A 25,230-nucleotide genomic window follows, 5' to 3' on the forward strand; every position below is an offset into this window, starting at 1 on the left:
GAGGTATATAGTCGATTCTAAATAAAATGACTCCGTCCTGCATCAATACTTAAAAAATATTAATGCGGGATTTTTTACGCGCTCATTTTAATGATAATGGGTTGATTCAAAAGGCAAGTGTATTATGGAAGTAGAAAATAACAAGGTGGGCTTTTTGGCCATAATTTTAACAGTCGGCTTGGGTATCGCTGGTCTTTTCATTTGGCTATTTTCTGAGCTGGCCGAAGAAGTGTTAGAAAATGAATTGAGAAAATTTGATAACCGTATCATCGGTTTTTTCGAATCTATAGAAACGCCTACCTTTGATGGTATTTACGTAGTAATCACTGAGATGGGATCTGTCTGGTTTTTGACCAGTCTGTCAGTTTTAGTGGTTTTATGGCTTTGGTTTAAGGCCAAGGACAAATGGGGTATTTTTTTCTTTATCATCGCAATGGGTGGCAATGGGGCATTGACTTGGATACTAAAACAAATCTACGAGAGGGGGCGGCCTTCCATCAATGAGGCAATCGATGCGATTGGCTTTAGTTTCCCAAGTGGTCATTCGATGGGATCACTGGTTTTTTATGGGTTTATCTTCTATTTGGTCGTGCGGAGCGCGCAAAAAAAAGCGGTAAAAATACTGGCATTCGTTGTTTTAGGTATTCTTATTCTTTTGATTGGAACGAGCCGAATTTATTTAGGCGCTCATTTCCCAAGCGATGTTATCGCCGGTTTTTTAGCAGGTACTGTCTGGCTAATTCTGTGTTTGTTGGCACTTGAATGGATACAGTGGCAAAGCCATAACCAAGTCCCGCCTGTCCATGCGTTGAGAAAGCTTCTGATATCCAATTACAAGTCGCTCAGGCAAAAACATGAGCGCTGGTAATCAATTGCTATCGTCAGCTCAAAGTAAAAAAAGTAACTAGAACCAAACTTTTTGCTGGTTTAAAGCCCATCACGAACGCCAAAAATTGCTGTGCCAACACGCACCATGGTAGAACCATTAGCTATCGCCTCAATCATATCGCCACTCATACCCATACTTAATGTATCCCAGCCATTCAGTTCTGGATGGCTATGCTGAATCTCTTCAAATAACTGCTTGGTTCGAGCAAAAGCATTGGTATCCGCCTTGGCAGGAATAATCATCAGACCTCGCAATTGTAATCGCTCATATCCTTTGATGGTATTTATCAATTCAGGTAGTTGTTCTGGTAAACATCCTGACTTACTGTCTTCATTATCGATATTCACTTGAATCAGTACGTTCAATGGTGACATCTCGGCTGGGCGCTGATCGTTCAAGCGCTTGGCAATAATGTCACGCTCAACCGTTTGCACCCAATCAAAATGCTCGGCAATATCGCGGGTCTTATTACGCTGGATACTACCAATATAATGCCAGACAATGTCTTTACTTTCAGATCGCGCTTTTAAAATACCGATTTTTTCGATGGCTTCTTGCAGATAATTTTCACCAAAGTGTTGCTGTCCTTGCTGAGCTAGGGTAGCAATCATATCGGCAGGCTTGGTTTTAGAAACTGCCAATAAGATAACGCCATCCGCCTGTCTATCAACACGTTTACACACCTGAGTCACTTGTTTGCTGACTTGCTGCCAATTATTTATAAGGTCTTGACTATCAACAGTGTTTTTAATGTCTTTCATATATAACTCTCAATACAAATTTAATTGTTTATTTTCAATCAATTATAGTAAATAATCTTTATACAAACGGCTTTTATTAAAAACAGTTAAGATTTAGCCAAAAACTTTTTTGAGAAAAACTATGTATTTAATTTTGTATGAATTAGATTGACCAATTCTACATTTAATTGATCCAGTGGATGGCTAAATACTGGGAGTCTTGTTATGATATTGTTACAGAGTTTAACACAAGCTACTCAGACCAATAGTAATGGTAAAGCCGTAGCTTATCTTCTACAGTAATTGGCCTAAAAACAAACAGCAAACGATTGGTAACGATACAATCTTATGCCCTTTTACCTTCCCCTTATTGAGTGATAGGAATATCCGATTATGGCTGAAAAAAACATCTTAAGCATCGAAGATTTGCTACGCTTTACCGTTAAACATAAAGCATCAGATTTACATATTTCAGCTGGTATGCCCGCCATGATCCGCGCCGATGGCGAAATGACGCGAATCAATATGCCTTCGATGACCCATCAAGTGGTTCATCAGCTCATTTATGACATTATGAACGATAGGCAACGTGCCGATTTCGAAGAATTTTTTGAAACGGATTTTTCTTTCGAGATTCCTAATTTAGCACGATTTCGGGTAAACGCTTTTAATCAAAACCGTGGCGCAGGCGCTGTATTTCGTACCATTCCTTCTAAAGTTTTGACAATGGAAGATTTGGGCATGGGCGAAGTATTCAAACGTGTCTCAAATTTCAAACGTGGCGTGGTATTGGTTACAGGCCCCACAGGTTCAGGTAAGTCAACCACACTGGCTGCCATGATTGATTATATCAATGAAACCCGTAAAGAGCATATTTTAACCATTGAAGATCCGATTGAATTTGTCCATGAATCCAAAAAAAGCCTCATTAACCAGCGCGAAGTTCACCGTGACACTTTAGGTTTTGAACCAGCGCTGCGTTCTGCATTACGTGAGGATCCTGATGTGATCTTGGTTGGCGAGCTACGTGATCTTGAGACCATTCGCTTGGCACTAACGGCAGCCGAGACGGGACATTTGGTATTCGGCACCCTACACACCAGCTCAGCCGCTAAAACGATTGACCGTGTGATCGATGTGTTTCCCGCCGCAGAAAAAGACATGATTCGTGCCATGCTCTCTGAGTCGCTACAAGCCGTTATCTCCCAAACACTGCTTCGTCGGCAAACAGGAGGGCGTGTCGCTGCACACGAAATTATGCTGGGCACACCCGCTATCCGAAACTTGATACGTGAAAACAAAATAGCCCAGATGTACTCTGCGATTCAAACTGGCGCAGGTGATGGCATGATTACCCTTGATCAAACGCTAAAGAACTTAGTCGCAAAAGGCACCATCAGTAAAGACGTTGCTCGTCCTTATGCCAAACAACCGGAAGCATTTTTATAGTATTACCAAACGTGTATCTCTCAGCCTTAGTTATTGATACAAGAATTATTGACATACGATACGTTTTATTTCTATTGGTCATCATTAGCGGTCTTTAAAACATGATTTCAGACACTTTTTTAATTGATTTACGTCGAGTATAGGTACGATATGGACATTGATAAATTATTGCAATTAATGATCAGTAAAAACGGCTCCGACCTTTTTATTACTGCTGATGTCGCACCTTCCATGAAAATAAATGGCAAAATTTTACCAGTGGGTAAGACGCCGTTGAGTGCTGAACAAACCATGAAACTGGTTAAAGGGGTGATGACATTCAACCAGCAAAAAGAGTTTGAAGAAACAAACGAGTGTCAATTTGCCATTACTGATGAAGCACAGCAAGCACGTTTTCGGGTCAGCGCATTTATACAGCGCGATATGGCAGGGATGATTTTACGAAAAATCGAAAATAAAATTCCAACCGTTGAAGAGCTACGTCTGCCACCAGCACTAAAAGAGCTGGCCATGAAAAAGCGAGGGATTATTTTATTGGTTGGCGCAACAGGCACAGGTAAATCTACCACCCTAGCTGCTATGATAGGCCATCGCAATCAAAACTCTCATGGTCATATCATCACCATCGAAGACCCTATCGAATTTATTCATAAACATCATGGTTGTATCATTACCCAGCGTGAAGTCGGTATCGATACTCACTCATTTGAAGCTGGTCTAAAAAATACTTTGCGCCAAGCACCCGATGTTATCTTGATCGGTGAAATTCGTAATCGCGAGGTCATGAGCTACGCCATTCAATATGCCGAAACAGGGCATTTGGTCTTTGCCACCCTACACGCCAATAACGCTAACCAAGCGATCGACCGTATTATTCATTTTTTTGAAACCAGTCGCCACAGTCAGCTATTCATGGATTTGTCTCTTAACTTACAAGCCATTATCGCTCAGCAACTTATTCCAACCCCCGATGGTAAAGGTCGCCGTGCTGCTATCGAGATTTTATTAAACTCCCAGCTGATTAGTGATTATATCCGTAAAGGTGAGGTTCATGAAATTAAAGATGTCATGACGCGCTCACGGGACAGCGGTATGCAGACCTTTGACCAAGCACTTTTTGATTTATATGAACAAGGAGAAATCACGTATAAAGAAGCCATTCTTCATGCTGACTCTCCTAACGACTTGCGTCTCAAAATCAAGCTAAGCAGCAAAAACGGCACAACTAATCTGGATGAAGGCGCCGATAGCTTATCATTGGATATCACTTAAAGTTGAACATCACTTAGGGACGGTTATCTTCTCAGCGCTGCGGTCAGTTTTTTATATTAACCTGACTACAAAAATTGCCATAAAAAAGCCCTCACTAGTGATAATGAAGGCTTTTTTTGAACACGCACATTATAAGAGAACCACATCCCTACTTAACTCAGGATGACAAATTCAAATACGATTACCTGATGCTGTCCTTACATTCTTGATCATCACAGATACCGTATAGCACCAGTGAGTGACCCGATAATTTAAAGCCGTGTTCTGCTGCGACTTTGAGTTGCTCTTCTTCGATCACCTCATTATGAAACTCTACAATCTTGCCACAAACATCACAGACTAAATGATCATGATGTCCTTCTTGAGTAATCTCAAACACCGACAGATTATTTTCGAAGTTATGACGTTCAACGATTCCTGCTTGCTCAAACTGCGTGAGCACTCGATAAACGGTCGCTAAGCCCACATCCTCGCCTTGCTCAATCAACGCCTTATAAATCTCTTCTGCACTCATGTGATGCATCTTAGCGCTCTCGAGTAGCTCTAAAATCTTGATACGAGGTAATGTAACTTTCAATCCTGCTTTACGTAAATCTTGATTGGTAAAAGAAGCCATAATATCCCTTCTGACTGTGACAGTCTTAGCAAATAAAAAACCAAAATATGAGAGAAACAATCAATAATGAGTATTTCTTATTACATAAAAAATATTTTAACAACCGTAAGCTGACTAAACCCAAGTAAATTTCTAGGCTGTTATTTTTATATATGATCAATGCAAGTCTATGAATTTAAAATACAAATCACACAATAGCTCAGGTAGTGTTTGGTAAATAATGTCGTAAGTGGTAGGAAATTGCAAGTAAATGACGTATCATTTGTCCAAGATTGTCAGCCAAACTAGCACCAAACCATTCTGGCTGCGCCTAATTCATTTCTTATGAGTCATCTTACCATGATAAAGACATTAACTTTTCGTCCGTTAAGCTTTCCCAGTGCATTACGCAAGATTGTCATTACCAGTATGCTTAGCGCTACTGTCGCTATGTCTGGCTGCTCATTACTGAGTGTTTATAAGATTGATTTGCCACAAGGTACTGCCATTACTCAAGCACAAGCGCAAAAGTTACAAGTGGGTATGAGTCAAAATCAAGTACTGTATATCCTTGGTAGCCCAGCCATCAGAGACACCCTTGCGCCTAAGCGTTGGGACTATATTTATGACTATCAAGCAGGGACAGAAGGTCGCCGCCAAGGTATCGCAGATGTCAAAAATGCCAGCCAGCATTTGATTATTTACTTTGATGATCAAGGCTTGGTCAATCGCATCGAAGGTATAGACAGCCTGCCAGCTTCTTAATTGATACGCATAAATTAAGAAGTATGAAAGATCATGATAGCTGATTAACCACGAGATTTATTCTTGCGCTGAGACATTGGATCAGCGCTTAAGCTGCGATATACCTCGATACGGTCAAAAGGCTGTAACTGATAGCTAAGCGGTTGCTTTTGGGCATAAACGCCTACGTACCAACGCTTAGCAGTTGGCGTGGCAATCTCTGCCACCTCATTGCACCATTTTTCTAACTCTGAAAATTTTGCTAACCATCCTGCTTGCGCGAGTGCCTCATACAGACTGGCGCCCTCGCCGACTTGTAGAGCTACATAGTGTTGGCGCTGTGCATCTTGGGCGTACGCTAAATATACCGTCATTAGAGCCGGCTGCTCAGACTGTAGCATAATACTTTTATGACCATTGTTACCGTCAGCAGCTATTAGCTTACCCACTGCATCCCCCAACCTATCAAGGCTAGTAACAGCGCTAGTGGCACGACCAAACGTATTGCTATTCGCCATAGGTTATAAAATGCTTCATTGCCAAAATTCAACGACTTGCGCAAATGACTTATTTTCATCTGCCAACCTGCAAAAATCGATAGCGACAACACTGCTACGCTACTAATAATGACCAAGATACCGACCAGCCACGTGGTTGGAATAGCGATGACCAACACTAGCGCTAACACAAAAGTTATTACCAGACTTACCAATAGTCCAAATTTATGTGCTAATTGTTGGGTACTATAATGTAGTAAGTAACTGACCACAAACAATACCCCCACCCAATATAAAAGCTGCCCGATCGGTGGTAATGACATTCCGCTAAGCAATAGAGCAACGCCTCCAACGAGCAACTGCAATATCCAAATCGGTAATACCAACTTAGTCGCGCGGTACTCATTTGTTGCACGGCTGCGAGCGGTGTTTTGCACATTGTGATTATCGGTGTCTACAGCTGTACCCACTTGTTTGGTCACTAAATTTTGACCGAACCAGTATAATCCTGTGCCTGCTCCAACACTGACTAGCGCTAGCGCTACTGCACGCGCCCACTCAGTTAAGCTGATATCAGTCATAGCAAAATCAATATGGGGCAAGCCATTTGCTACACCCAACAACAACCCAATCACCATCAGCCCTAATCCAATCGGCAAGGGCGCCACGCCAAGCAAGCTCAGTAAAATGGCAACAACCATCAAGCCTGCAGCGATCGCAAAGCTTGGTACAGTCGGGTCGCTATTGAGTTCAGTGAGGGCGGCCAATATACCAGTGCTGGCAGCCGATATAACCAATGCGGCAATAATGATAGAAACCAGTGCTGCCAACCAACCAAAGCTGCGCCACATTGGGCTAACATCTGCTTCGCGAGTGAGCTTTTGCATCCCTGCCAATGGCGCATCAACACTGCGATAAGCCAAGGCTATCTCAGCATAAACAACAGGCAGTGACACCACTATCATGGCTAATAGCCACAATAACCAAAAATCAATCTCACCAATTGATGCAGGTACAAACCAACGAAATAGTAACAACGGTAGCAAAGCTGCAATAAAATAAGAAGCATAACGGATCATCATAGTCTAAATCCAAGCGATCTAAAGTGAATAACGATAATTTATATCATTTCCAAAAATTTGAGTAGCCAGCACAACGGTCGTCAGTAGCACATTTATTAAACTAAACGCCTTTAACGCTGCTAATCGTATTTTTTGGGATTGGTATTATAATCATATAGAGCGATGATAAATATCTGTCAGTGAGTTTTATATTGTTTACATAATCGATTCTAAATAAAACAAATGCATTGCATTTCAGTCCCGCTGTATCGTTTTATACTGAACCCACTATATATATGGTAGACAAGTAGTTATAAAAAAACCCCGAAATCGGGGTTTTATCATTAAACAATGACAGACGTATAATCGAGCGCTCAGTAATTTTGGCTACATAATACGCATTATATACTCGTCAAACAGACTGATATGTTAGTGTACGGCGCTTATGTAATCTGACAAGATACGAATGTCACGATCTGATAGTTTCGATGCTACTGTCTGCATCATGCCCATTTCGCCTTCTTTTGCGGCGTCATTGACTCGCTTCTGTTCATCACTGTCGATATCATCATCGCGGCCAGCGGCACGGAATAGCTTTAGCTGGGTCGAAATATATTGCGCATGTTGACCACCTAAACGTGGAAACGCTGCCCAAGTATTACCAACAGCATCTGGACCATGACAACCTGCACAGCCGATGACGCCGCGTGACTTATCACCACCTAAGAATAATTTAGTTGCTTCTTGGTTGGTTGCAGGATTACCGAAACCAACACCCCAAGGCGCTTGGCTAGCATAATAACCTGCTACATCAGCCAAATCCTGCTGAGACAAGTTCGCAACTTGTGACTGCATGATGCCATTTTTACGATAGCCGGCTTTGAAATTGACCAACTGCTTGTAAAGATACTTTACGTTTTGGCCACCTAAATTAGGCTGTGCAGGGACCATACTGACACCATTCACACCATGACAAGCAGCACAAACAGTTTCTGCAATTTGCTTACCAGCATTGACGTCGTATTCAGGAACAATAATAGCAGCTTGTACGCTGAAACTTGCAACGCATAAGCTGGCAGCAGCGATTAACTTTTTCATTGATACAAATCCTACTAGCTCGGCGTAAGCATTATTTAGAGTGATTGTACTGATAAGACACCAGTATAAACTGCCTTTGTCTTAACAAAGCAGATATATATTTTAAGGTCTTGGACACAAGCAGTCTGAAAGTACTTACTAACATCAGGGTTTATTTTCGATTATTATAGCAAGACTTTGTAGTATTTGCCTACTTAATCATCGTATCTACCAGTTTTTCTAACAACACGTTAAAATACCCACTAAAAACAAAAAGCGCTAAAGGTTACAAAGCCCAGCGCCTGATTTTGCATGGTTCCGTTTATCCTTTAGCCAACTATTTACTCATGTATTCAATCAGCTCGCGATAGTCAGCATCACTACAGCCACTACACAGTCCACCAGCAGGCATTTGCGTCATGCCATTCTTGACTGATTTAATGAGGGTTGGCATGCTCTTTTGTTTGATAAGCTGCTGCCACTTAGCACTGTCACCTTTTTTGATGGCATTGAGCGCGCCACTATCGTGACAGGCGGCACATGAGTTATTATAGGTGGTGGCGATATCAGCGGCATTAGCGCCAGTCATCATGATACCGCTTAATAATACTGCCGCACTGGTCGCTATGCCCGTACGATACGTTTGGCTAAAAAGTGTGGTGATTGAAAACATACAATACCTCCTTTTGATGTGTCAGGCGTTTAATCCATCATTCTATTAAACATCGTTCTACTAAACGTAAATATGACTCTGCTGGACATATCTTATTAAACATTGTAACAATATATTTCACATAAATGTGGATAAATAACGTTTGACTTTGGTAGTTCATTTAATAGCAGAAATGAATTTAACCAATAACCTGATTCGCCTTACTGTCGTGTTATTATTTATATGATGCTAATCACCGTTATTTCAATCAGTCAGACTGTATATAGTATAGAATGGTGGATAATTTAGAATGATTACTTTCCATTCTTTTATCTACAGCTTTTGATTTAATAGGTTGCTTTAAAACCGTTATTTAAAATTTTATGACCGTATCCAATTTTTTGAAGATTAATGAGCCATTTATGAGTACCCCGTTTACCGACGTTGCCGCCGAACATGCATTGTTCAATACCAAATCTCGTCAAAAAATTCAACAAACTGAATTTATGACATCAGCGCCTACCTTTCGTCTCTGTCCGCCTGATATGGGATTAGAGGTCGCCTTTGCTGGACGCTCAAACGCGGGCAAATCCTCGGCTATCAATGCCTTAACCAACCAGCGCCAACTGGCTCGATCGTCCAAAACGCCAGGGCGCACGCAGATGATTAATTTTTTTAGTATTGGTAATACTGAGAGGCGTTTGGTAGATTTACCCGGTTATGGCTATGCGGCTGTACCGCTTGAGATGAAAAAAGAATGGCAGGTTGAGCTAGAAGAGTACTTGGTGTCACGTTCTAGCCTTGCAGGCCTAGTGCTGATGACTGACATTCGTCATCCATTGAAATTCTTTGATGAGCAAATGTTACGTTGGGCAAATGATGGTGATCTGCCAGTACATATCTTGTTGACCAAAGCAGATAAGCTTAAGTATGGCGCTTCTAAAAACGCCCTACTTAACACTCGCAAAAAACTCAAAAAACTGGGCTTAAATTGTACTATTCAGCTGTTTTCAGCCTTAAGAAAAGAAGGTCTTGATGAGTTGGCTGGCGTAATGGGCAATTGGTATGAGTATCAGCTCGATGCGGACAAAATTATTGAGTCCTCTTTTGCGTTACTAGAAGGCGCTGAGTTAGAAGACGCTATTGAAAAAGAAAGCGCTCAAAAACAAAGTAAATAAGTATCATCGTCTTAAATCAAAAAGGGTTTATCATTATTATCGATAAACCCTTTTTTTATGATCATTTAAAAGAATTTCTATCTATCCACATAATAGATCCGCCAATTCTTGCGGCGTATCCACTTGATAAGTAGGACACTGCGCCGCGAGCTCTGCACTAGAGGCCGTACCATAATTTACCGCGATACTGGTCATACCCAATTGCGTGGCCATTTGAATATCATAGATACTATCACCGATAAAAACTGCATCGGAGATTTGCTGCTGTGTGCGCGCCAAAATATCGCTAAGCATTTGCGGATCGGGTTTGGAACCTGATTCATCAGCGCAGCGCGTCATAGCAAAATAGTGGTGGCTTTTAGAGGCATCCAATACCCGATCAAGCCCTTTTCTTTTTTTGCCTGTGGCTACAGCAAGACTTTTGCCGTTATCTTGTAAGGTCTGCAACATGCTTTCTATAGGAGCAAAAAATGGCGTGCGATGACTGTTAGGAATGTAATAATCAGCATAGCTTTGCTGAATGGCCAGCTTTTGTGGCGCATCTGCCTGAGGATATAAAATATCAATGCCATTTAGTAAACTAAGCCCGATAATGTCTTTTACTGCTTTATCAGTTGTCCCAAATCCATGTGCTTCTCCAGCCACATGCATAGACTCAACGATTAAACCGATTGAATCCATCAATGTCCCATCCCAATCAAAAATAATCAGCGTCTTATCTGCTAAGTAGTGATTGGCTGCTAATTGAGTTTTTTTGGCAGTGGTAGAGAGACTGGCGACAGATTGTTCACTCATGAAATTACCTTAGCGAATAGCGATAATAATTGGTAGAGATGGATAAGAAAACGTCACGGTAGCTTATTCATAAAATAAGGTATCGTGACGTGTTGTTCATGCTTAGTAATCAGTAGACTTAAGACTAAAACTTATACATTGAAGTCTTATTCAGGCAACTTGGTTTGCTCTGGTAGCCAGTCTGCCATATCCTCTGGTAGCGGTGCCGTAATCGTTTCATAACCTGGGATATCTAAGCGCCACGCATGTAGACACAAACGATGAACGCCTGATTTATCATGCACATTATACTTATCGTCACCTAAGATAGCATGGCCAATATGTGCCAAATGCACGCGGATTTGATGGGTACGTCCTGTCAGCGGCTTGGCTTCAATCAGACTCACTGGCTGACCTGCGAGTATAAAACGCGCATGAACCACGATATCCGTTTGGCTTTCTTTTGCTTGGGGATCGTGTGCATCTACTTTGACGCGGCGTTCACCACTGGCAAGCGTATAGCGCAGTAATGATGCATCAATCCGTTGCTCATTAAGCGCAGGCTGCCCTTTCGCCAGACATAGATAATGCTTTTGAATGGTTTTGTCCACGAGATGCTGCTGCAACGTTTTCAGCGCTGAGCGTTTTTTTGAAATCATCAGCAGCCCTGAAGTGTCTTTATCGATGCGATGTACCAGCTCTAGGTATTTTTTACCCGTCACTTCACGCATGGCTTCGATGACGCCAAAGTCCAAGCCACTACCCCCATGAACCGCTATACCCGATGGCTTGTTAAGCACTAACATGCCCTCATCTTCATAAACCACACGTGCCAATAAGCTCTTGGCAAATTCTGTGCTGATGATGGGTTTTTCGCGCGTCGCAAGCTGTACTGGTGCAATACGTACCACGTCTTCACGCTGCACTCTGTCATGCGCTTTACAGCGTTTATTGTTGACGCGCACTTCATCAGAGCGAATCATTTTATAGATATGCGGTTTTGGTAAACCTTTTAAGCGATTGAGCAAAAAGTTATCCAAGCGCTGGTCGTGCTGATGGCGAGTCACTTCAAGGTAGTTCACCTTGCCAAAGTCACTGATTTCGTCGTCAGCGCTTTGTGGGCGAGTTTTACTATTAAAAATAGCAGGGGCTTCATGGGTCGGTGCGTCGTCAGTCATTTTTGGGTTCGTCATTTTTAGTTAGGTATTTACACAAAGATTTGCTATAGTTTACCATGTTGAGCGACAATTAAGCAGAGGCTGCAGCAATAATCCTTATTGTTTCAGATAGCACATTACTATTTTTATTACTGATTAATAAAGAAGTATGAGCTGTATACCTTGCTGATACTGTCTGTTTCATCTGATTTTAGGACAGATTATCTATTTAAAGATATCACTTATAGATATTGATAGATATGATCCCATAAATTGTAGATCGTAAAATGAAAGTAATGTACTGATTTTACTCAGTACCATAAAACAATCAGTGACATAAGAAATAGTGACACTAAATACCTTTGTGTTCATAACATCCGCGTTGATAATTTTGGCAAAGCGCCTGTTTATTGACCGATAATGACACAACATTGACTCACCACTGCATGACAACGACTTTACTGGATAATTATTCATTATTTAATGACTGGTTATCTGATGGTCTTTTAGTGAGCGCCGTTGAGCAAGTATGGGTTATTTAACGTTAGGATCAAAAAGTATATCGATAGCTGCCTAAGTATTGGTGGTCAAACAGATAACAATAAGTAAGATGTAAATAGATACCACGCCAATGATTTAGTCATTTATTCTGTTTGCCAAGTACGCCCCGCTGATAACCAAAGCTGCGATACCTAACCTTAAAATACTCAAATATGATTGACGTTATATCCGAAAGAACGATAAATAAAAGTGACCAATTGCTTTACCTAAATACATAACTGCTGAGTACGACTATTTTATAGAACAGTACACATTACAGCGATATTATTGCTAGACTTTGATAGATTAATGGCAACAGCACGATACTGCTTTAGTATCAGTAATTTTAGACCCGTAACTGACCATCTGCCCGCTCTTACAAAGTGTGCCGCTTAGCTACCAATAGAACTTACTGATAACGAAAAGCAAATAGCACGCTTAAGCATTAATATTTAAGCCAAACCTATCAATAATAGGATATAACTATATAGCCTTACACCCTGTATAACTTATATTTATATGAGCATTGCTAATGCACCTTAGGTGAAAAACAAGCCATTGAAAAAGCCCGTGTGCTTTATAAAATCCATGATTTATGTTCTACCGTTGACTAACGTCTACAAACGCTAATTTATATATTAGCGATATTTGCCATCACGCCCGAAAGACCCCCAAATCGTTGTTATGCGTACTCATAGGATATAAATATGAAACGCATTTTGATCAACGCTACTCAAAACGAAGAAATTCGTGTCGCCTTATGCAAAGGCAACCATCTGTACGATTTCGATTTGGAAAACCGTACTCGCGAGCAAAAAAAATCCAACATCTATAAAGGTCATGTGACCCGCGTCGAGCCATCACTTGAAGCCGTTTTTGTTGAATATGGCTCACAGCGCCAAGGTTTTTTACCCATTCGTGAAATTTCTGCCGAATACTTGAGCGGCAATCCACGTGATGAAAACATCAAAAAACTGATCAAAGAAGGCGACGAATTAATCGTCCAAGTCGAAAAAGAAGAACGCGGTAATAAAGGCGCGGCTCTATCGACTTATGTGTCACTCGCAGGACGCTATCTGGTATTGATGCCAAACAACCCTCGTGGCGGTGGTATCTCACGTCAAATCTCAGGCAAACTGCGCGAGGACATGAAGCGTATGCTGGGCAATCTTGATTTGCCAAAAGGTATGAGCGTTATTATTCGTACCGCTGGTATTGGCAAAACTCAAGAAGATTTGCAGCACGATTTGAACCACCTGCTCAATATCTGGCAAGCCATTCAAGAACAAAACCAAAAATATCCATCACCGCGCTTGGTTCACCAAGAAGCGGGCGTCGTCACACGTGCTGTCCGCGACTATCTGCGTGATGACATTGCTGAGATTTGGATCGACAACGAAAACGCTTATATTGAAGCGGCAGGTTTTATCGATGCAGTAATGCCAAAACAAGCAGAAAAACTACGCAAATATACCGATTATGAGCCGATGTTTTCACGCTTTAATATCGAAAAACAAATCGAAACCGCGTATCAGCGTGAAGTTCGTCTGCCCTCAGGTGGCTCTATCGTTATTGACCAAACTGAAGCTCTAGTCTCTATCGATATCAACTCAGCCAAATCCACCAAAGGCTCAGACGTCGCCGAGACCGCCTACCATACCAATTTAGAAGCCGCCGATGAAATCGCACGCCAGCTACGTCTGCGTGATATGGGTGGTTTGATTGTCATTGATTTCATCGATATGAATGACAATAAGCATCAAAAAGAAGTCGAAAAACGACTGATTGATGCCACCAAATATGATCGTGCCCGTGTCCAGTTTGGTGATATCTCCAAGTTTGGTTTGATGGAAATGAGCCGTCAGCGCCTACGTCCATCATTAGAAGAGTCAACGGGTTATATCTGCCCACGCTGCCATGGTAATGGCATGATTCGTGACTTGCGCTCATTGTCACTATCGATCATGCGTCAGATCGAACAAATCGCGCTAAAAGAACGTCAAGGTGAAGTACAAGCAGAAGTACCAACTGACATCGCCGCCTTCTTATTGAATGAAAAGCGTGACAGCTTAGTTTATCTTGAACAAGACAGTGGCACGCGCATTACTATTTTGCCACATGCGCATTTAGAATCACCAAACTTCAAATTACATTTTAACCGCGACGGCTTTGTCCCATCAAGCTATGAGCGTATTACAGATACTCAGCAGCAAGAACATAGCGATCTTGGCTACAATGTTGATTGGCAAACCGCTGAAAAAGAGCGCCCAGAACAGCAACCGACTCGCCAGCCACGCCAAGAATTGGACAGTAAAGCTGCCAATAAACCAAGCAGCACCGTGGATAGCAACAGTCACAACAACGACCAGCGCACTCATAAAAATACCAACGATAACGATGTTACATCGACGCGTGCACCGCAAACCAATCACAGTCAAAGTGTTGCAGCACCTGTCACACCAGTAGCGACACAAACTGCTAGCGTTGAGACAAAGCCCCAACCGCAAGCAGTGGCTTGGCTGTCTAATCTATTTGCTAAAGCACCGCAAGCGCAAACGACGCCTAGCGTCAGTAGTAGTGATGCGGCAGAAGCCATTGAAACCCTAGTCAATAATGGCGCGCAGAGTTTAGGTTCGTTTGGACAAGTCGATAGCAATGCTTTAAGCAGTACCGCAAACAGCGCGCAAACGGCTTCGCAAACCAACAATCAAAAAAATGATGATCAACCAGCAGATAACAATGCCAATCGTCAGCAGGCGCGTCGTAGTACCGATAGTGATACTGATGACAGCAATAATGAAGATAGAAGAAGACGTAAACCACGCAAGTCTAGATCCTCTAAGCCTCGTCAGAGAAAAGAGCCGACGGATGAGAGCAGCAACGAGATAAGTGGCAATGCAGATAACAACACTGCAAATGTTACCGCCAACAATGTTGATGACAAAGCGGCTGATACACAAGATAAACGCCAGCAAGATAACAAACGTACTAATGATCGCAATCGCAACAATCGTCAAGACAGCAGTCGCAATTCGAACGAACGTAATGACTCTGAGGATAAAAACAGCAACACCAACGACGAGCAAACTCGCGCGAAACGCAAATCACACAGTCAACGTGGCTCACGTGGAAAACTGGAGCGCGGCGAGACATTAACAGCTGATAATAATGCTCAACAACAAGGTCAGCAGGCGAATACTGCAACTAATGGCAACAAAAATCAGTCTGGTACGCGTCGTAATCAAAACCCTAATGAAGTTTTGCTACAGGTCAATGAAGCACCTGTTGAGCTTAAATCATCAGAAGTCGTGCATTTGTCGTTAGACAACAGCAAGTCTACACAAACAAAACATCAGCCCGCTAAGAAACAAAACGCTGCAAATGACGCATCGAAAGACGACTTAGCTAATGAAGATGCAACGAAAGAGCCTACTACTCAACAGAGCGCCAATCAAAAGAGCCATGATGTACAAAACTCTGACGACAAAACTACCAATGAGAAAGTGACGGACAAAAGCGCTTTAGAGAACCATGGTGTTAAAGATGTCAAAGCTGATGAGTTTAAGGTTAGCGTCACTGAAGATAAGGGACAACATACTGCACCAAAAGCCGATAGTGATGAAGAGAACCAATCGTCTGTAATGGCCATAGATGAGCCGTCAACATCGAAGGATGCTACCGATAAGCACACTATCGACAATGACGCTGCAAACAGTCAAGCCAATAGTGCAGAACCTGTTGCGGTTAAAGTTGAAAGTACCCAAGCCGAGTCAAATAGCCAAGCGACGAATCGAGAAGCGAATAGTGCTGATGATGTCAATGAGAGTGAGAATACCAAAGACACTCAGAGCGATGACACCACGATAGAGACGAGCAAAACAAGTGACTCAGCGCTTCAGCTGACGCATGAGGCATTGTTTGCTAGCCACTATGTGACTGCTGAAAAGTTTGGTCAAGCCAGCAACGATCCACGTGTGGTACGCGATCAGCAAGTGCAAGCAGCTCAACAACCACAAGCCAATGAGCAAACTGTGAGCGTGCAAACTATTCGCGGTACAGTAGGTGAATTCATTCGCGCTACCCTGCCAGAGGCGCAAACTCGCTTAGCAGAAGAGGGAGTTATTCACTGTTTTATCGATACGATTGCCTTGTATACCAAGCAAGCGCAACATGCTGATAAAAATACCGACGTTGACAATACTATGAATAATAGTAATAACAAGCTTGCTAATCAAAGCTTTGATTTTAGTAACTATGGTTATCAGCCATTGGCAGTGGATTACTTAGCACGCTTTGAAACGATGACCCAAGCGGTTAGTCAGTTTGCAGCCGCGCAAGGTAAGACGAAAGTTGAACCACGTACTATTGGCAAACGTGCGAGCAACGATCCGCGTGGTCAGCATCCTGATTATCAGGAGCCAGCGATCTTAAGCGTTCCGGCTGAAAAGGTAACGGAAACAGAATCCGATGATAGCAATGAATCGGCAAGTGAAGCTAAGCAAACTGTTAGCAAAGTTAATGCCCATGACATCGAGGCGAATGCACTGGCCAGTCAAGCGCAGACAGAGCATGTCAGCGCTGATAGCGAACAGCTACTAGAAGCAGATCAAGCGCTAGCAAAAGCAACTGATGAGTCGGCAGATGATGTAAATATCGGTATTGAGGATTTGGATACCGAAAACAAAGTCATTGAAAATACTGGCTCGCAGGAGGTTAACGAGCAAGAAAGTGCGCAAGCGACTGAGTCTGAAGTAGCGCAACCTACTAAAGAAGAGACTCAAGCTGCCAAATCAAAAACCACGATAGCCAGTTATAAAAACATGATCGAAAATGTGGCTGAGCAATTGCTTCCACAAAAAAGCATGTTTAATTTAACCACACCGAAAGTGCCAAAAGCACGCAGCCGTAAGCCTAAAATGGATCAGAAAAAGCTGACTCAAGCTGAAAAGCCAGAGTCTGATGATACTGATAGTGAAAGCTAGTCCATAAGCCAAAAAGCAAAAGCCCCAAAGTTGTCATCAACTTTGGGGCTTTTTTTGGATTTGGTATAAGACGTATCAACTATAGGCGGTGAAAATTAATACCGATACAACACGTACTGCTGGTGCAAACTTTTCTTGCTTGCTGTGCCTACGCAGACAGAGGCGGCAAAAAATCTACAATAGCAGTACTATAGCAACTTTAAAGTATTTCAACTATGGAATAAACAAAAGCCATCGGTCAGTTAGTGTGCAGAAGACGCTTTATCATCTTTACCGCGAATTTTACCAATGACAGTCAAAATAGCTACGACCGCAGCTCCAATGATAAAGCCAACAACACCATTCAGAATCGCGGTAGTCACGCTCTCAAAAATACCAGTTAGATGGGCAATGTCTTCTACTCCATGATGTAAAAAGCCAATGCCGTGTACCAAGATACCACCACCGACTAAGAACATCGCTAATGTACCAGCGATCGACAAAAACTTCATCAATTTTGGCGCAGCAGCAAACATAAATTTGCCAAGCTTTTGTTTGAACGCTCCTTCTTGTTCCATCAGATGCAGACCTGCATCATCTATCTTGACGATACCAGCCACCAAGCCATAAATACCAATGGTAATACTAATGGCCAAAATCGACAGTACCAAGCTTTGTTCTAGCAATGTGGCACTAGCAGCTGAACCCAGTGCAATTACAATAATCTCAGCTGATAGAATAAAGTCGGTACGTATCGCACCTTTTATTTTTTCCTTTTCAACTGCCACCAAATCTACCGTTTCATCAGCATTGGCTTTACGGCGGGCATTTTGTTCTTCATCATGCGGTAAGGCATGCGGCCAAAATCGGTGAATGACTTTTTCAGCGCCTTCGTAAACCAAATATAGACCACCACACATCAACAAAAAAGTGACCAGAGGGGGATAAATGGCACTAATCAATAGCGCCGCTGGTACTAAAATAAGTTTATTAATGAATGAACCTTTGGCCACTGCCCAAATTACTGGAAGCTCACGATTGGCTTTGACACCAGAGACTTGCTCAGCGTTCAAAGCCAAATCATCGCCCAATACGCCAGCGGTTTTTTTGGCAGCAACCTTGGTCATGACGGAAACGTCATCCAATATCACACTGATATCATCAAGTAGGGTTAATAAACTGGCACCTGCCATATATGCTCCTTAACGCAAATTTATGTCAATAAATAACTGCAAAATGACTTATACAAAGAATTTTATATAAATTTTCAAAATAGTATTGTTAGCAGTAGCCTACAAGGGCAAGCGTCGATATTACATAGTACAAATGTATCTTTTTTTGGATTTCCCCTTATGCATACCATTATTATTAATAACGCTCTCACGCTAACAAAACTTATCCCAGCCCGGCTGACGTTTTTTATATTGACCTGACTATAGACGCATCACCTTTGGCAGTTATTTACTAGAAATATGCTAATATAGTCGACATGACTGATGAGCGTTAATTATTGCTAAGTGATAAAAAGCGCTGCAAAATTAACCCTTTAAAACCTCATTTTTACGCATTACGATATAAAAACTTATCTTCCTCTTTCTCAAAACGCATTCATGTTTAGGCACAGTGCCTACAGGACAATCCATATGCCATCCCCCATTGTAAAAAAAACCTTTGCTCGAAACCGTTTATCTCGTTTTATGATGGGCGCATTGCTCGTTGTAATGGCGGCTGGCTGTTCAAACAATTCAGCAGATGCGATCAGTAATAACAGTGTGGTCAATAACACGAAGTCTAATGTCAGCAGCACTAAATTGTCGACCGATAGCGACGCTGCCGTAGTGAAAGCCTTACAGGCGAATTTGAGCGCCTCTGGTATCGAAGAAAATATCGTTTCAGCGGTGCCCACCGATATGGATGGCATTTACTGGGTAACGGTTGAAGGGTTGCCTTCTTTTTTTACTGACAAGTCTGGCAAGCACATAATTCAAGGACAAATCATCGCCGTTGGCGCCGCCGAGCCTGTTGATATCAGTGCCGCATTGGTTGCCAGTACTGCCCAAGAAGCGCTAAAAGCCGTCGACAAAAAAGACATGATTATCTATCCAGCAACAGGCGCAACTAAGTCTGTGATTTATGCCTTTACGGATGCAGACTGTGGCTATTGCCGTAAATTGCATGAAGATATGGCTGATATCAATGCACGCGGTATCGAGGTACGTTATTTGGCCTGGCCACGCAGCCAAGAATCAGTGCCAAAAATGGAAGCTGTTTGGTGTAGTCAAGATCGTAATGCCGCCATGAATCAGGCAAAAATAGGCGACAATGTACAAGCACCTAACTGTGCCAATCCTGTACAAGAGCACATGGCTTTAGGCGCAAGACTTGGTGTGCGTGGTACACCAGCGATCTTTACGGAAACAGGTCAACAAGTGGGCGGCTACCTGCCTGCAGCAGAGCTGGCTCAAGCAGTCGGCGCTGAATAATAAGTTGTGATATGACTCAGCAGTTTTTGATGTTTATCAACTTGTCGACACTGTATAGACGTCACGCTTGCTTGTCGGTATGATACGATAAAGCGCTATGAAAAATCAGCAGCACACTTTTATTTAAGCATTTTTTATTCAACGATATATTCAACCTTTTGAGGATACTGTGAGCAACTCCATCAAACTAGCGATACTTGGTCTGGGCACCGTCGGAACGGGCGTGATCAATCTAATCAATGACAACTTAGATGAGCTAAAACGCCGTAGCGGCCGCGACATTATTATTACCGAAGTCGGTACGCGCCGTCAGCGTGATGATATTGATGCCACTATCATTCAAAACAGTGATTTGATGGCAACGGCTGCAAGCGATAATGTCGACATCGTTATCGAAGTCATTGGCGGTACTACATTGGCAAAAGATGTCATCATGCACGCTATCAAACACGGCAAACATGTAGTAACTGCAAATAAAGCACTACTGGCAGAGCACGGTAATGAGATTTTTGCATTTGCTGAAGCACATAATGTTCATGTCGCTTATGAAGCTGCAGTCGCAGGTGGCATTCCCATTATTAAAGTGATGCGTGAAGCGCTCGCTGCCAATAAAATTGATTGGCTTGCAGGTATCATTAACGGTACTGGTAATTTTATCATGACCGAAATGCGTGATAAGGGTCGTCCGTTTGCAGACGTGTTGCAAGAGGCGCAAGAGCTGGGTTATGCCGAAGCAGATCCGACTTTTGATGTTGAAGGCATTGACGCCGCGCACAAATTGGCATTACTTGCTTCTATCGCGTTTGGCATTCCACTACAGTTTGACAAAGTTTACTGTGAAGGTATTACGGGTATTACCTTGCAAGACGTGAATTACGCTGAAGAGTTGGGTTACCGTATCAAGCACTTAGGTTTTGCTGTACGCCGTGATGGTCAAGGCAATGCTGATGCTGCTGGTATTGAGCTGCGAGTACACCCAACACTGATTCCGCAAGAGGCGTTACTAGCCAATGTCAATGGCGTAAAAAACGCAGTACTGGTCAATTCGCATCCACTTGGGCAGACGCTCTACTGCGGTGATGGCGCTGGTGCTGGCGCGACGGCTTCTGCGGTGATGGCTGATGTTATGGATTTGGTGCGTGTATTAGGTAGCAAAGACCGTGACGATCAAAACAATACTGGTCACCATGTGCCACATTTGGCCTTTATACCTGAACAATTATCAGACACCCCCATATTACGTGCCGAGCAAATGACGACTGGCTACTACTTGCGTGTGCATGCGTACGACAGTCCTGGCGTATTGGCTGATATTACGCGTATCCTAAGCGATGCTGGTATCAATATTGATGCTATTTTACAAAAACCTGCCCATAAAGTGGGTCAAGTACCAGTGATTATCTTGACGCTGCCTGTGGTTGAGAGTCAGATGAATCTGGCCATCGAAAAAATCGAAAAATTAGACACCATTACTGATAAAGTAGTACGTATTCGCTTAGATGAGCTAGAATAAGGCATATCCTTAACATCCAGTGATAAGCAATCGTGTCACTGGTTGATAAAGTTGGTAAAAATGATTAGCTCAAATAGTTAGCTTATGAACCTTGGTTAGCCAATCGGCAGCTGCTTTTACGCTAAGTGACACTCCTTCATTTAAAAAACGTAATAAAGGAATAATAACGATGACAAATGATGCAATTGTAATTTTAAATGGTGCTCGGACTCCTATGGGCGGCTTTCAAGGCGCATTGAAGGACATGAGTGCTACAGAGCTTGGTGGTGCTGCCATTAAAGCCGCTGTCGAGCGTGCAGGTGTTAGTGTTGATAATATTGATGAAGTCATCATGGGCTGTATCTTGACTGCTGGTTTGGGTCAAGGTCCTGCGCGTCAAGCGATGCGCAAGGCAGGTCTGTCTGATGCAACGGGTGCCGTGACTATTAATAAGCTTTGTGGTTCAGGTCTAAAAGCGGTGATGCAAGCACATGACGGCATCAAAGCAGGCAGCTTCAATGTGGCTGTTGCTGGTGGTATGGAATCTATGACCAATGCGCCTTACATCATGCCAGGGTCGCGCGGTGGTTACCGCATGGGACATCAAGAAGTCAAAGACCACATGTTTTTAGATGGTCTAGAAGATGCCGAAACGGGTAAGCTGATGGGTAAATTTGCCCAAGAAATGGCCGATGAAAAAGGTTACACACGCGAGCAGATGGATGTATTTGCCATCGAATCACTAAATCGTGCGTTGACAGCTATCAAAGAAAACCACTTCAAAGACGAGATCGTGCCAGTTACATTTACCACCCGTAAAGGCGAGCAAACGATTGATACCGACGAACAACCTGCCCTTGCCAATGCTGAGCGTATTCCTACTCTGCGTCCAGCATTTGCGAAAGACGGTACTATTACCGCCGCAAACGCCAGCTCGATCTCTGATGGAGCTGCTGCGGTTGTGGTTATGAAAGAATCACAAGCAAAAGCTGAAGGTCTTGATTATCAAGCTCGTATCATTGCGACTGCCTCAAACTCACGTCATCCAAGCGAATTTACCATTGCCCCGATTGGTGCGATTGAAAAAGTCTTGGCTAGCGCAGGCTGGTCAGTGGCTGATGTTGATCTATGGGAGATCAATGAAGCATTTGCGATGGTCACTATGGCCGCGATGAATGAGCTAAGCATCGAACACGCGAAAGTCAACATTGAAGGCGGTGCTTGTGCACTTGGTCATCCAGTAGGCTGTTCAGGAGCACGTATTCTCATCACGCTTATTAACTCACTCAAGCGTACTGGTGGCAAAAAAGGCGTTGCCACATTATGTATCGGTGGCGGTGAAGCTGTTGCAGTAGCCATTGAATTGCCTTGAATATGAAGACATTTATAGCTTAATGTTCTAAAGATATAACGTTTTTTTCACCTTTAACCAACTTCTTTATTCTTTATTTAATAAACCGTAGTGCTCATGGCACTGCGGTTTTTTCTATTTACCCCTTCAAAATAATGCAAAACATGTCGCTATGTTAAATTGCGTTAATTTATACCCATCGCTATGTTATCGCACTTACAGCCTATTACACGCAATTACTGCAAGTCCACACTTTGCTACCTTGCTCATATATCTCATCCGAAATCATGATGTTACGATAGTTCCAAGTTGAGGTAGCGGCAAAGCAATAAACCTATGGCTTGCTACTGACATTGTGTTAGATAAAGCTTTTTAACTAAATTTATCTGATGAAAGAATTTAATCATAAAAAATTTAATATTCGAACAATAACTATTAATTACTAATTCATAAAAAAGGAAGACAATAATGAGTCAACTTATTCGTTTAAAAGATATTCAAGCCACACATCGTGACCTAATTGGTGACGACTATTATGATCCAACTCACAAAACCGCTTATGGCGTCAATGAAGAAAAAATTGGTAAGATTGAGGGTGCGCTGGTAGAAGATACCACTGGTCGCATTCGCTACCTAATCGTTGATGCGGGCGGCTGGTTCAGCTCAAAAGAAGTATTGGTACCAGCAGGTCTAGCACGTATTGTTGGTGATGACGTGTTCTTTGATAGCTTGACCAAGTCGCAAGTTGAAGCAATGGAAGTTTACGATCATGATTATCAGTATAGCTACAAAGATCAATATGAAAAAGATCGTCAAGCATTCACTGCTGATACTGTCCCGACAGCAGAACGCATGGACATTGAAGATCATGCCTACGACGCACCAAATTCACTAGAGTTATTAGAGGAACGCTTAACGGTCAATAAAGATCGCATCGTAGCTGGCCTAGTAAAAGTTGGTAAGCATGTGGTTACTGAAGAGCGCAATGTTGATGTCGAGTTAGAAGAAGAGCATGCTAACATTCAACGTACCAATGTGGATCGCCCAACAGATCGCCGTATCGGTGATGTCGGAGTCAACGAAACAGTTGAAGTTGAACTAGAAGCTGAACGCGCTCGTGTTGGCAAAGAGACTTATGTCTCTGAAGAAGTTAATGTTGGTAAGACTACTGAGCGTCACACTGAAACGATCGTTGAGACTATTCAACGCGAAGAGCTAGATATTGACCGTGATGGTAACGTGGTTGACCGCGAAGGCAATATCGTAGATCGTGATGGTATCACGGCTGAAGACGTACGCCGCGCTCGTGGTATGTAATTGGCTAATATGTCATATGTTTTGTAGGAAATATCTACGAAACATAAAAAAATGTGACAATAATAAGCAGCTGGATGTATAGTTCAGTGATTAAGACCAGAGCATGTCTCTGGTCTTTTTTGTGCTTTTCTATATGATACTTATTCACTATACAATCGATACCAAATAAAATTGATACACGATATTATAATGTGAGAATGACACAATTTTTTTGCTTGCTGTGCCATTGCTGCCAAAGGCTACAAAAAATTTATTCCAGTCTCGCTGACTCTTTTTATATTGACCTGACTATAAAATAACTGCTGTTTATAAGCAAAAAATTCACTTTTACAAATACCTTTAATTTATAAATAACTATAAGGAAATAATCATGACGACTGATAATACCAATACCCTAGCCAACAATGATTTAAGCGCTCATCAAGACAGTCTCGAAGCAAACCACCAGTCATCCATTCAGCAAAAAAACGACTCAAATATAGAAGGGCAAGCTGGTTATCTAGAGCTACTAGAAGAACGCCCTGTGGTCAACAAAGAGCGTTTAGACGTGGGAAAGGTCACCGTCACTAAGCACACACGGACGAAAACCATTGAAGTGCCCATTGAGCTGATAGAAGAATACATTACCGTTCGCACTGAGTTTCATGATGCGGAAAGTCAGGACTTACTCTCTGGCAACTATGACGAAAAAGACGTGTTACGCTATGTTGAGCCATCGTTAGGCAGCAAAGCGATTGTCACCATTAACGATAAACAAGTTGAGATCGGCGATGCGCCTATTGAGATAGTGCTATCGCGCCAAGTGGCAACAGTTACGAAAGACACTTATGCTGTCCAAGAAATTGACATTACTAAAACCACGCACACGCATACTGACAGTATCCAAGTGGTTTTGAAGCATGAAGAGCTGGATGTTACAGAAGAAGGGTTTTTAGAGCACGAAACTGGTGCTAATTATAATAAATAGCATTTTAGTTTTTGATAACCATAAAAAAAAGNAC

The 25,230-nt window shown here is 42.4% G+C and carries 20 protein-coding genes; 11 read left to right on the forward strand and 9 right to left on the reverse strand.

The window, feature by feature from the left end; genetic code table 11:
- Positions 1-124 precede the first annotated feature (124 nt).
- Positions 125-868 carry a phosphatase PAP2 family protein gene (locus M917_RS08420; RefSeq protein ID WP_021814382.1) on the forward strand — a complete coding sequence of 248 codons (744 nt, stop codon included), beginning with the start codon at positions 125-127 and terminating at the stop codon, positions 866-868.
- 59 nt (positions 869-927) lie between these two features.
- Here the strand turns inward: M917_RS08420 and M917_RS08425 are convergent, their stop codons facing one another.
- Entirely contained in the window at positions 928-1,650 is a 723-nt protein-coding gene (locus M917_RS08425; RefSeq protein ID WP_021814383.1) for a YggS family pyridoxal phosphate-dependent enzyme, read from the reverse strand.
- 372 nt (positions 1,651-2,022) lie between these two features.
- Between M917_RS08425 and M917_RS08430 the strand changes: the two genes are divergently transcribed.
- The gene (locus M917_RS08430; RefSeq protein WP_021814384.1) at positions 2,023-3,078 is read left to right on the forward strand and encodes a type IV pilus twitching motility protein PilT; all 1,056 of its coding nucleotides are present in this window, start codon (positions 2,023-2,025) and stop codon (positions 3,076-3,078) included.
- A 150-nt stretch (positions 3,079-3,228) separates the two neighbouring features.
- Positions 3,229-4,350 carry a PilT/PilU family type 4a pilus ATPase gene (locus tag M917_RS08435; RefSeq protein ID WP_021814385.1) on the forward strand — a complete coding sequence of 374 codons (1,122 nt, stop codon included), beginning with the start codon at positions 3,229-3,231 and terminating at the stop codon, positions 4,348-4,350.
- A gap of 181 nt (positions 4,351-4,531) precedes the next feature.
- On the opposite strand, the gene fur is transcribed toward M917_RS08435, so the two are convergent.
- Positions 4,532-4,966: a ferric iron uptake transcriptional regulator gene (fur, locus tag M917_RS08440; protein WP_021814386.1), complete on the reverse strand. Its 435-nt coding sequence runs from the start codon at positions 4,964-4,966 to the stop codon at positions 4,532-4,534.
- A 324-nt stretch (positions 4,967-5,290) separates the two neighbouring features.
- Between fur and M917_RS08445 the strand changes: the two genes are divergently transcribed.
- The gene (locus tag M917_RS08445; protein ID WP_051354254.1) at positions 5,291-5,710 is read left to right on the forward strand and encodes an outer membrane protein assembly factor BamE; all 420 of its coding nucleotides are present in this window, start codon (positions 5,291-5,293) and stop codon (positions 5,708-5,710) included.
- A gap of 44 nt (positions 5,711-5,754) precedes the next feature.
- Here the strand turns inward: M917_RS08445 and M917_RS08450 are convergent, their stop codons facing one another.
- The 4 genes from M917_RS08450 to M917_RS08465 form a co-directional block, all read right to left on the reverse strand.
- A complete protein-coding gene (locus tag M917_RS08450; RefSeq protein WP_021814388.1) occupies positions 5,755-6,138 on the reverse strand; it encodes an RnfH family protein in 384 nt (127 codons plus the stop codon).
- Entirely contained in the window at positions 6,126-7,268 is a 1,143-nt protein-coding gene (locus M917_RS08455) for a hypothetical protein (RefSeq protein ID WP_040642364.1), read from the reverse strand. Before M917_RS08455 ends, M917_RS08450 begins: the two co-directional genes overlap by 13 nt.
- 408 nt (positions 7,269-7,676) lie before the next feature.
- Positions 7,677-8,345 (reverse strand): c-type cytochrome, encoded by a 669-nt coding sequence (locus M917_RS08460; protein ID WP_021814390.1) that lies wholly within the window; start codon positions 8,343-8,345, stop codon positions 7,677-7,679.
- Between the two features lie 316 nt (positions 8,346-8,661).
- Positions 8,662-8,997 (reverse strand): c-type cytochrome, encoded by a 336-nt coding sequence (locus M917_RS08465; protein WP_021814391.1) that lies wholly within the window; start codon positions 8,995-8,997, stop codon positions 8,662-8,664.
- Positions 8,998-9,398: 401 nt separating this feature from the next.
- Here M917_RS08465 and yihA point away from each other — a divergent pair, with 401 nt between their 5' ends.
- Positions 9,399-10,154, forward strand: coding sequence for a ribosome biogenesis GTP-binding protein YihA/YsxC (yihA, locus tag M917_RS08470; protein ID WP_021814392.1), 756 nt, complete (start codon positions 9,399-9,401; stop codon positions 10,152-10,154).
- 81 nt (positions 10,155-10,235) lie between these two features.
- Here yihA and M917_RS08475 read toward each other — a convergent pair whose 3' ends face one another.
- Both M917_RS08475 and M917_RS08480 read right to left on the reverse strand, forming a co-directional pair.
- On the reverse strand, positions 10,236-10,949 hold the full coding sequence (locus M917_RS08475) for an HAD family hydrolase (RefSeq protein WP_021814393.1): 714 nt from the start codon (positions 10,947-10,949) through the stop codon (positions 10,236-10,238).
- Between the two features lie 146 nt (positions 10,950-11,095).
- Complete coding sequence (locus M917_RS08480) at positions 11,096-12,106, reverse strand: RluA family pseudouridine synthase (protein WP_021814394.1); 1,011 nt, start codon at positions 12,104-12,106, stop codon at positions 11,096-11,098.
- 1,226 nt (positions 12,107-13,332) lie between these two features.
- Here M917_RS08480 and M917_RS08485 point away from each other — a divergent pair.
- A complete protein-coding gene (locus tag M917_RS08485; RefSeq protein WP_021814396.1) occupies positions 13,333-17,607 on the forward strand; it encodes an Rne/Rng family ribonuclease in 4,275 nt (1,424 codons plus the stop codon).
- A 242-nt stretch (positions 17,608-17,849) separates the two neighbouring features.
- On the opposite strand, the gene M917_RS08490 is transcribed toward M917_RS08485, so the two are convergent.
- Complete coding sequence (locus tag M917_RS08490) at positions 17,850-18,779, reverse strand: DUF808 domain-containing protein (RefSeq protein ID WP_021814397.1); 930 nt, start codon at positions 18,777-18,779, stop codon at positions 17,850-17,852.
- A 450-nt stretch (positions 18,780-19,229) separates the two neighbouring features.
- On the opposite strand from M917_RS08490, the gene M917_RS08495 reads away from it, so the two are divergent.
- From M917_RS08495 to M917_RS08515, 5 genes are all read left to right on the forward strand, one after another.
- On the forward strand, positions 19,230-20,069 hold the full coding sequence (locus M917_RS08495) for a DsbC family protein (protein ID WP_021814398.1): 840 nt from the start codon (positions 19,230-19,232) through the stop codon (positions 20,067-20,069).
- Between the two features lie 169 nt (positions 20,070-20,238).
- Entirely contained in the window at positions 20,239-21,582 is a 1,344-nt protein-coding gene (locus tag M917_RS08500; RefSeq protein ID WP_021814399.1) for a homoserine dehydrogenase, read from the forward strand.
- Between the two features lie 169 nt (positions 21,583-21,751).
- Entirely contained in the window at positions 21,752-22,933 is a 1,182-nt protein-coding gene (locus M917_RS08505) for a thiolase family protein (protein ID WP_021814400.1), read from the forward strand.
- Between the two features lie 447 nt (positions 22,934-23,380).
- Positions 23,381-24,229: a DUF2382 domain-containing protein gene (locus M917_RS08510; protein ID WP_021814401.1), complete on the forward strand. Its 849-nt coding sequence runs from the start codon at positions 23,381-23,383 to the stop codon at positions 24,227-24,229.
- A gap of 370 nt (positions 24,230-24,599) precedes the next feature.
- A complete protein-coding gene (locus tag M917_RS08515) occupies positions 24,600-25,196 on the forward strand; it encodes a YsnF/AvaK domain-containing protein (protein WP_021814402.1) in 597 nt (198 codons plus the stop codon).
- The last annotated feature ends 34 nt before the right edge of the window (positions 25,197-25,230 follow it).

Source organism: Psychrobacter aquaticus CMS 56, assembly GCF_000471625.1.
Lineage (GTDB): Bacteria > Pseudomonadota > Gammaproteobacteria > Pseudomonadales > Moraxellaceae > Psychrobacter > Psychrobacter aquaticus.

Bases quoted from the DNA above. Each gene is read 5' to 3' on its own strand.
- M917_RS08420 (WP_021814382.1), top strand. From the start codon at position 125: ATGGAAGTAGAAAATAACAAGGTGGGCTTTTTGGCCATAATTTTAACA.
- M917_RS08425 (WP_021814383.1), bottom strand. From the start codon at position 1,650: ATGAAAGACATTAAAAACACTGTTGATAGTCAAGACCTTATAAATAAT.
- M917_RS08430 (WP_021814384.1), top strand. From the start codon at position 2,023: ATGGCTGAAAAAAACATCTTAAGCATCGAAGATTTGCTACGCTTTACC.
- M917_RS08435 (WP_021814385.1), top strand. From the start codon at position 3,229: ATGGACATTGATAAATTATTGCAATTAATGATCAGTAAAAACGGCTCC.
- fur (WP_021814386.1), bottom strand. From the start codon at position 4,966: ATGGCTTCTTTTACCAATCAAGATTTACGTAAAGCAGGATTGAAAGTT.
- M917_RS08445 (WP_051354254.1), top strand. From the start codon at position 5,291: ATGAGTCATCTTACCATGATAAAGACATTAACTTTTCGTCCGTTAAGC.
- M917_RS08455 (WP_040642364.1), bottom strand. From the start codon at position 7,268: ATGATGATCCGTTATGCTTCTTATTTTATTGCAGCTTTGCTACCGTTG.
- M917_RS08460 (WP_021814390.1), bottom strand. From the start codon at position 8,345: ATGAAAAAGTTAATCGCTGCTGCCAGCTTATGCGTTGCAAGTTTCAGC.
- M917_RS08465 (WP_021814391.1), bottom strand. From the start codon at position 8,997: ATGTTTTCAATCACCACACTTTTTAGCCAAACGTATCGTACGGGCATA.
- yihA (WP_021814392.1), top strand. From the start codon at position 9,399: ATGAGTACCCCGTTTACCGACGTTGCCGCCGAACATGCATTGTTCAAT.
- M917_RS08475 (WP_021814393.1), bottom strand. From the start codon at position 10,949: ATGAGTGAACAATCTGTCGCCAGTCTCTCTACCACTGCCAAAAAAACT.
- M917_RS08480 (WP_021814394.1), bottom strand. From the start codon at position 12,106: ATGACTGACGACGCACCGACCCATGAAGCCCCTGCTATTTTTAATAGT.
- M917_RS08485 (WP_021814396.1), top strand. From the start codon at position 13,333: ATGAAACGCATTTTGATCAACGCTACTCAAAACGAAGAAATTCGTGTC.
- M917_RS08490 (WP_021814397.1), bottom strand. From the start codon at position 18,779: ATGGCAGGTGCCAGTTTATTAACCCTACTTGATGATATCAGTGTGATA.
- M917_RS08495 (WP_021814398.1), top strand. From the start codon at position 19,230: ATGCCATCCCCCATTGTAAAAAAAACCTTTGCTCGAAACCGTTTATCT.
- M917_RS08505 (WP_021814400.1), top strand. From the start codon at position 21,752: ATGACAAATGATGCAATTGTAATTTTAAATGGTGCTCGGACTCCTATG.
- M917_RS08510 (WP_021814401.1), top strand. From the start codon at position 23,381: ATGAGTCAACTTATTCGTTTAAAAGATATTCAAGCCACACATCGTGAC.
- M917_RS08515 (WP_021814402.1), top strand. From the start codon at position 24,600: ATGACGACTGATAATACCAATACCCTAGCCAACAATGATTTAAGCGCT.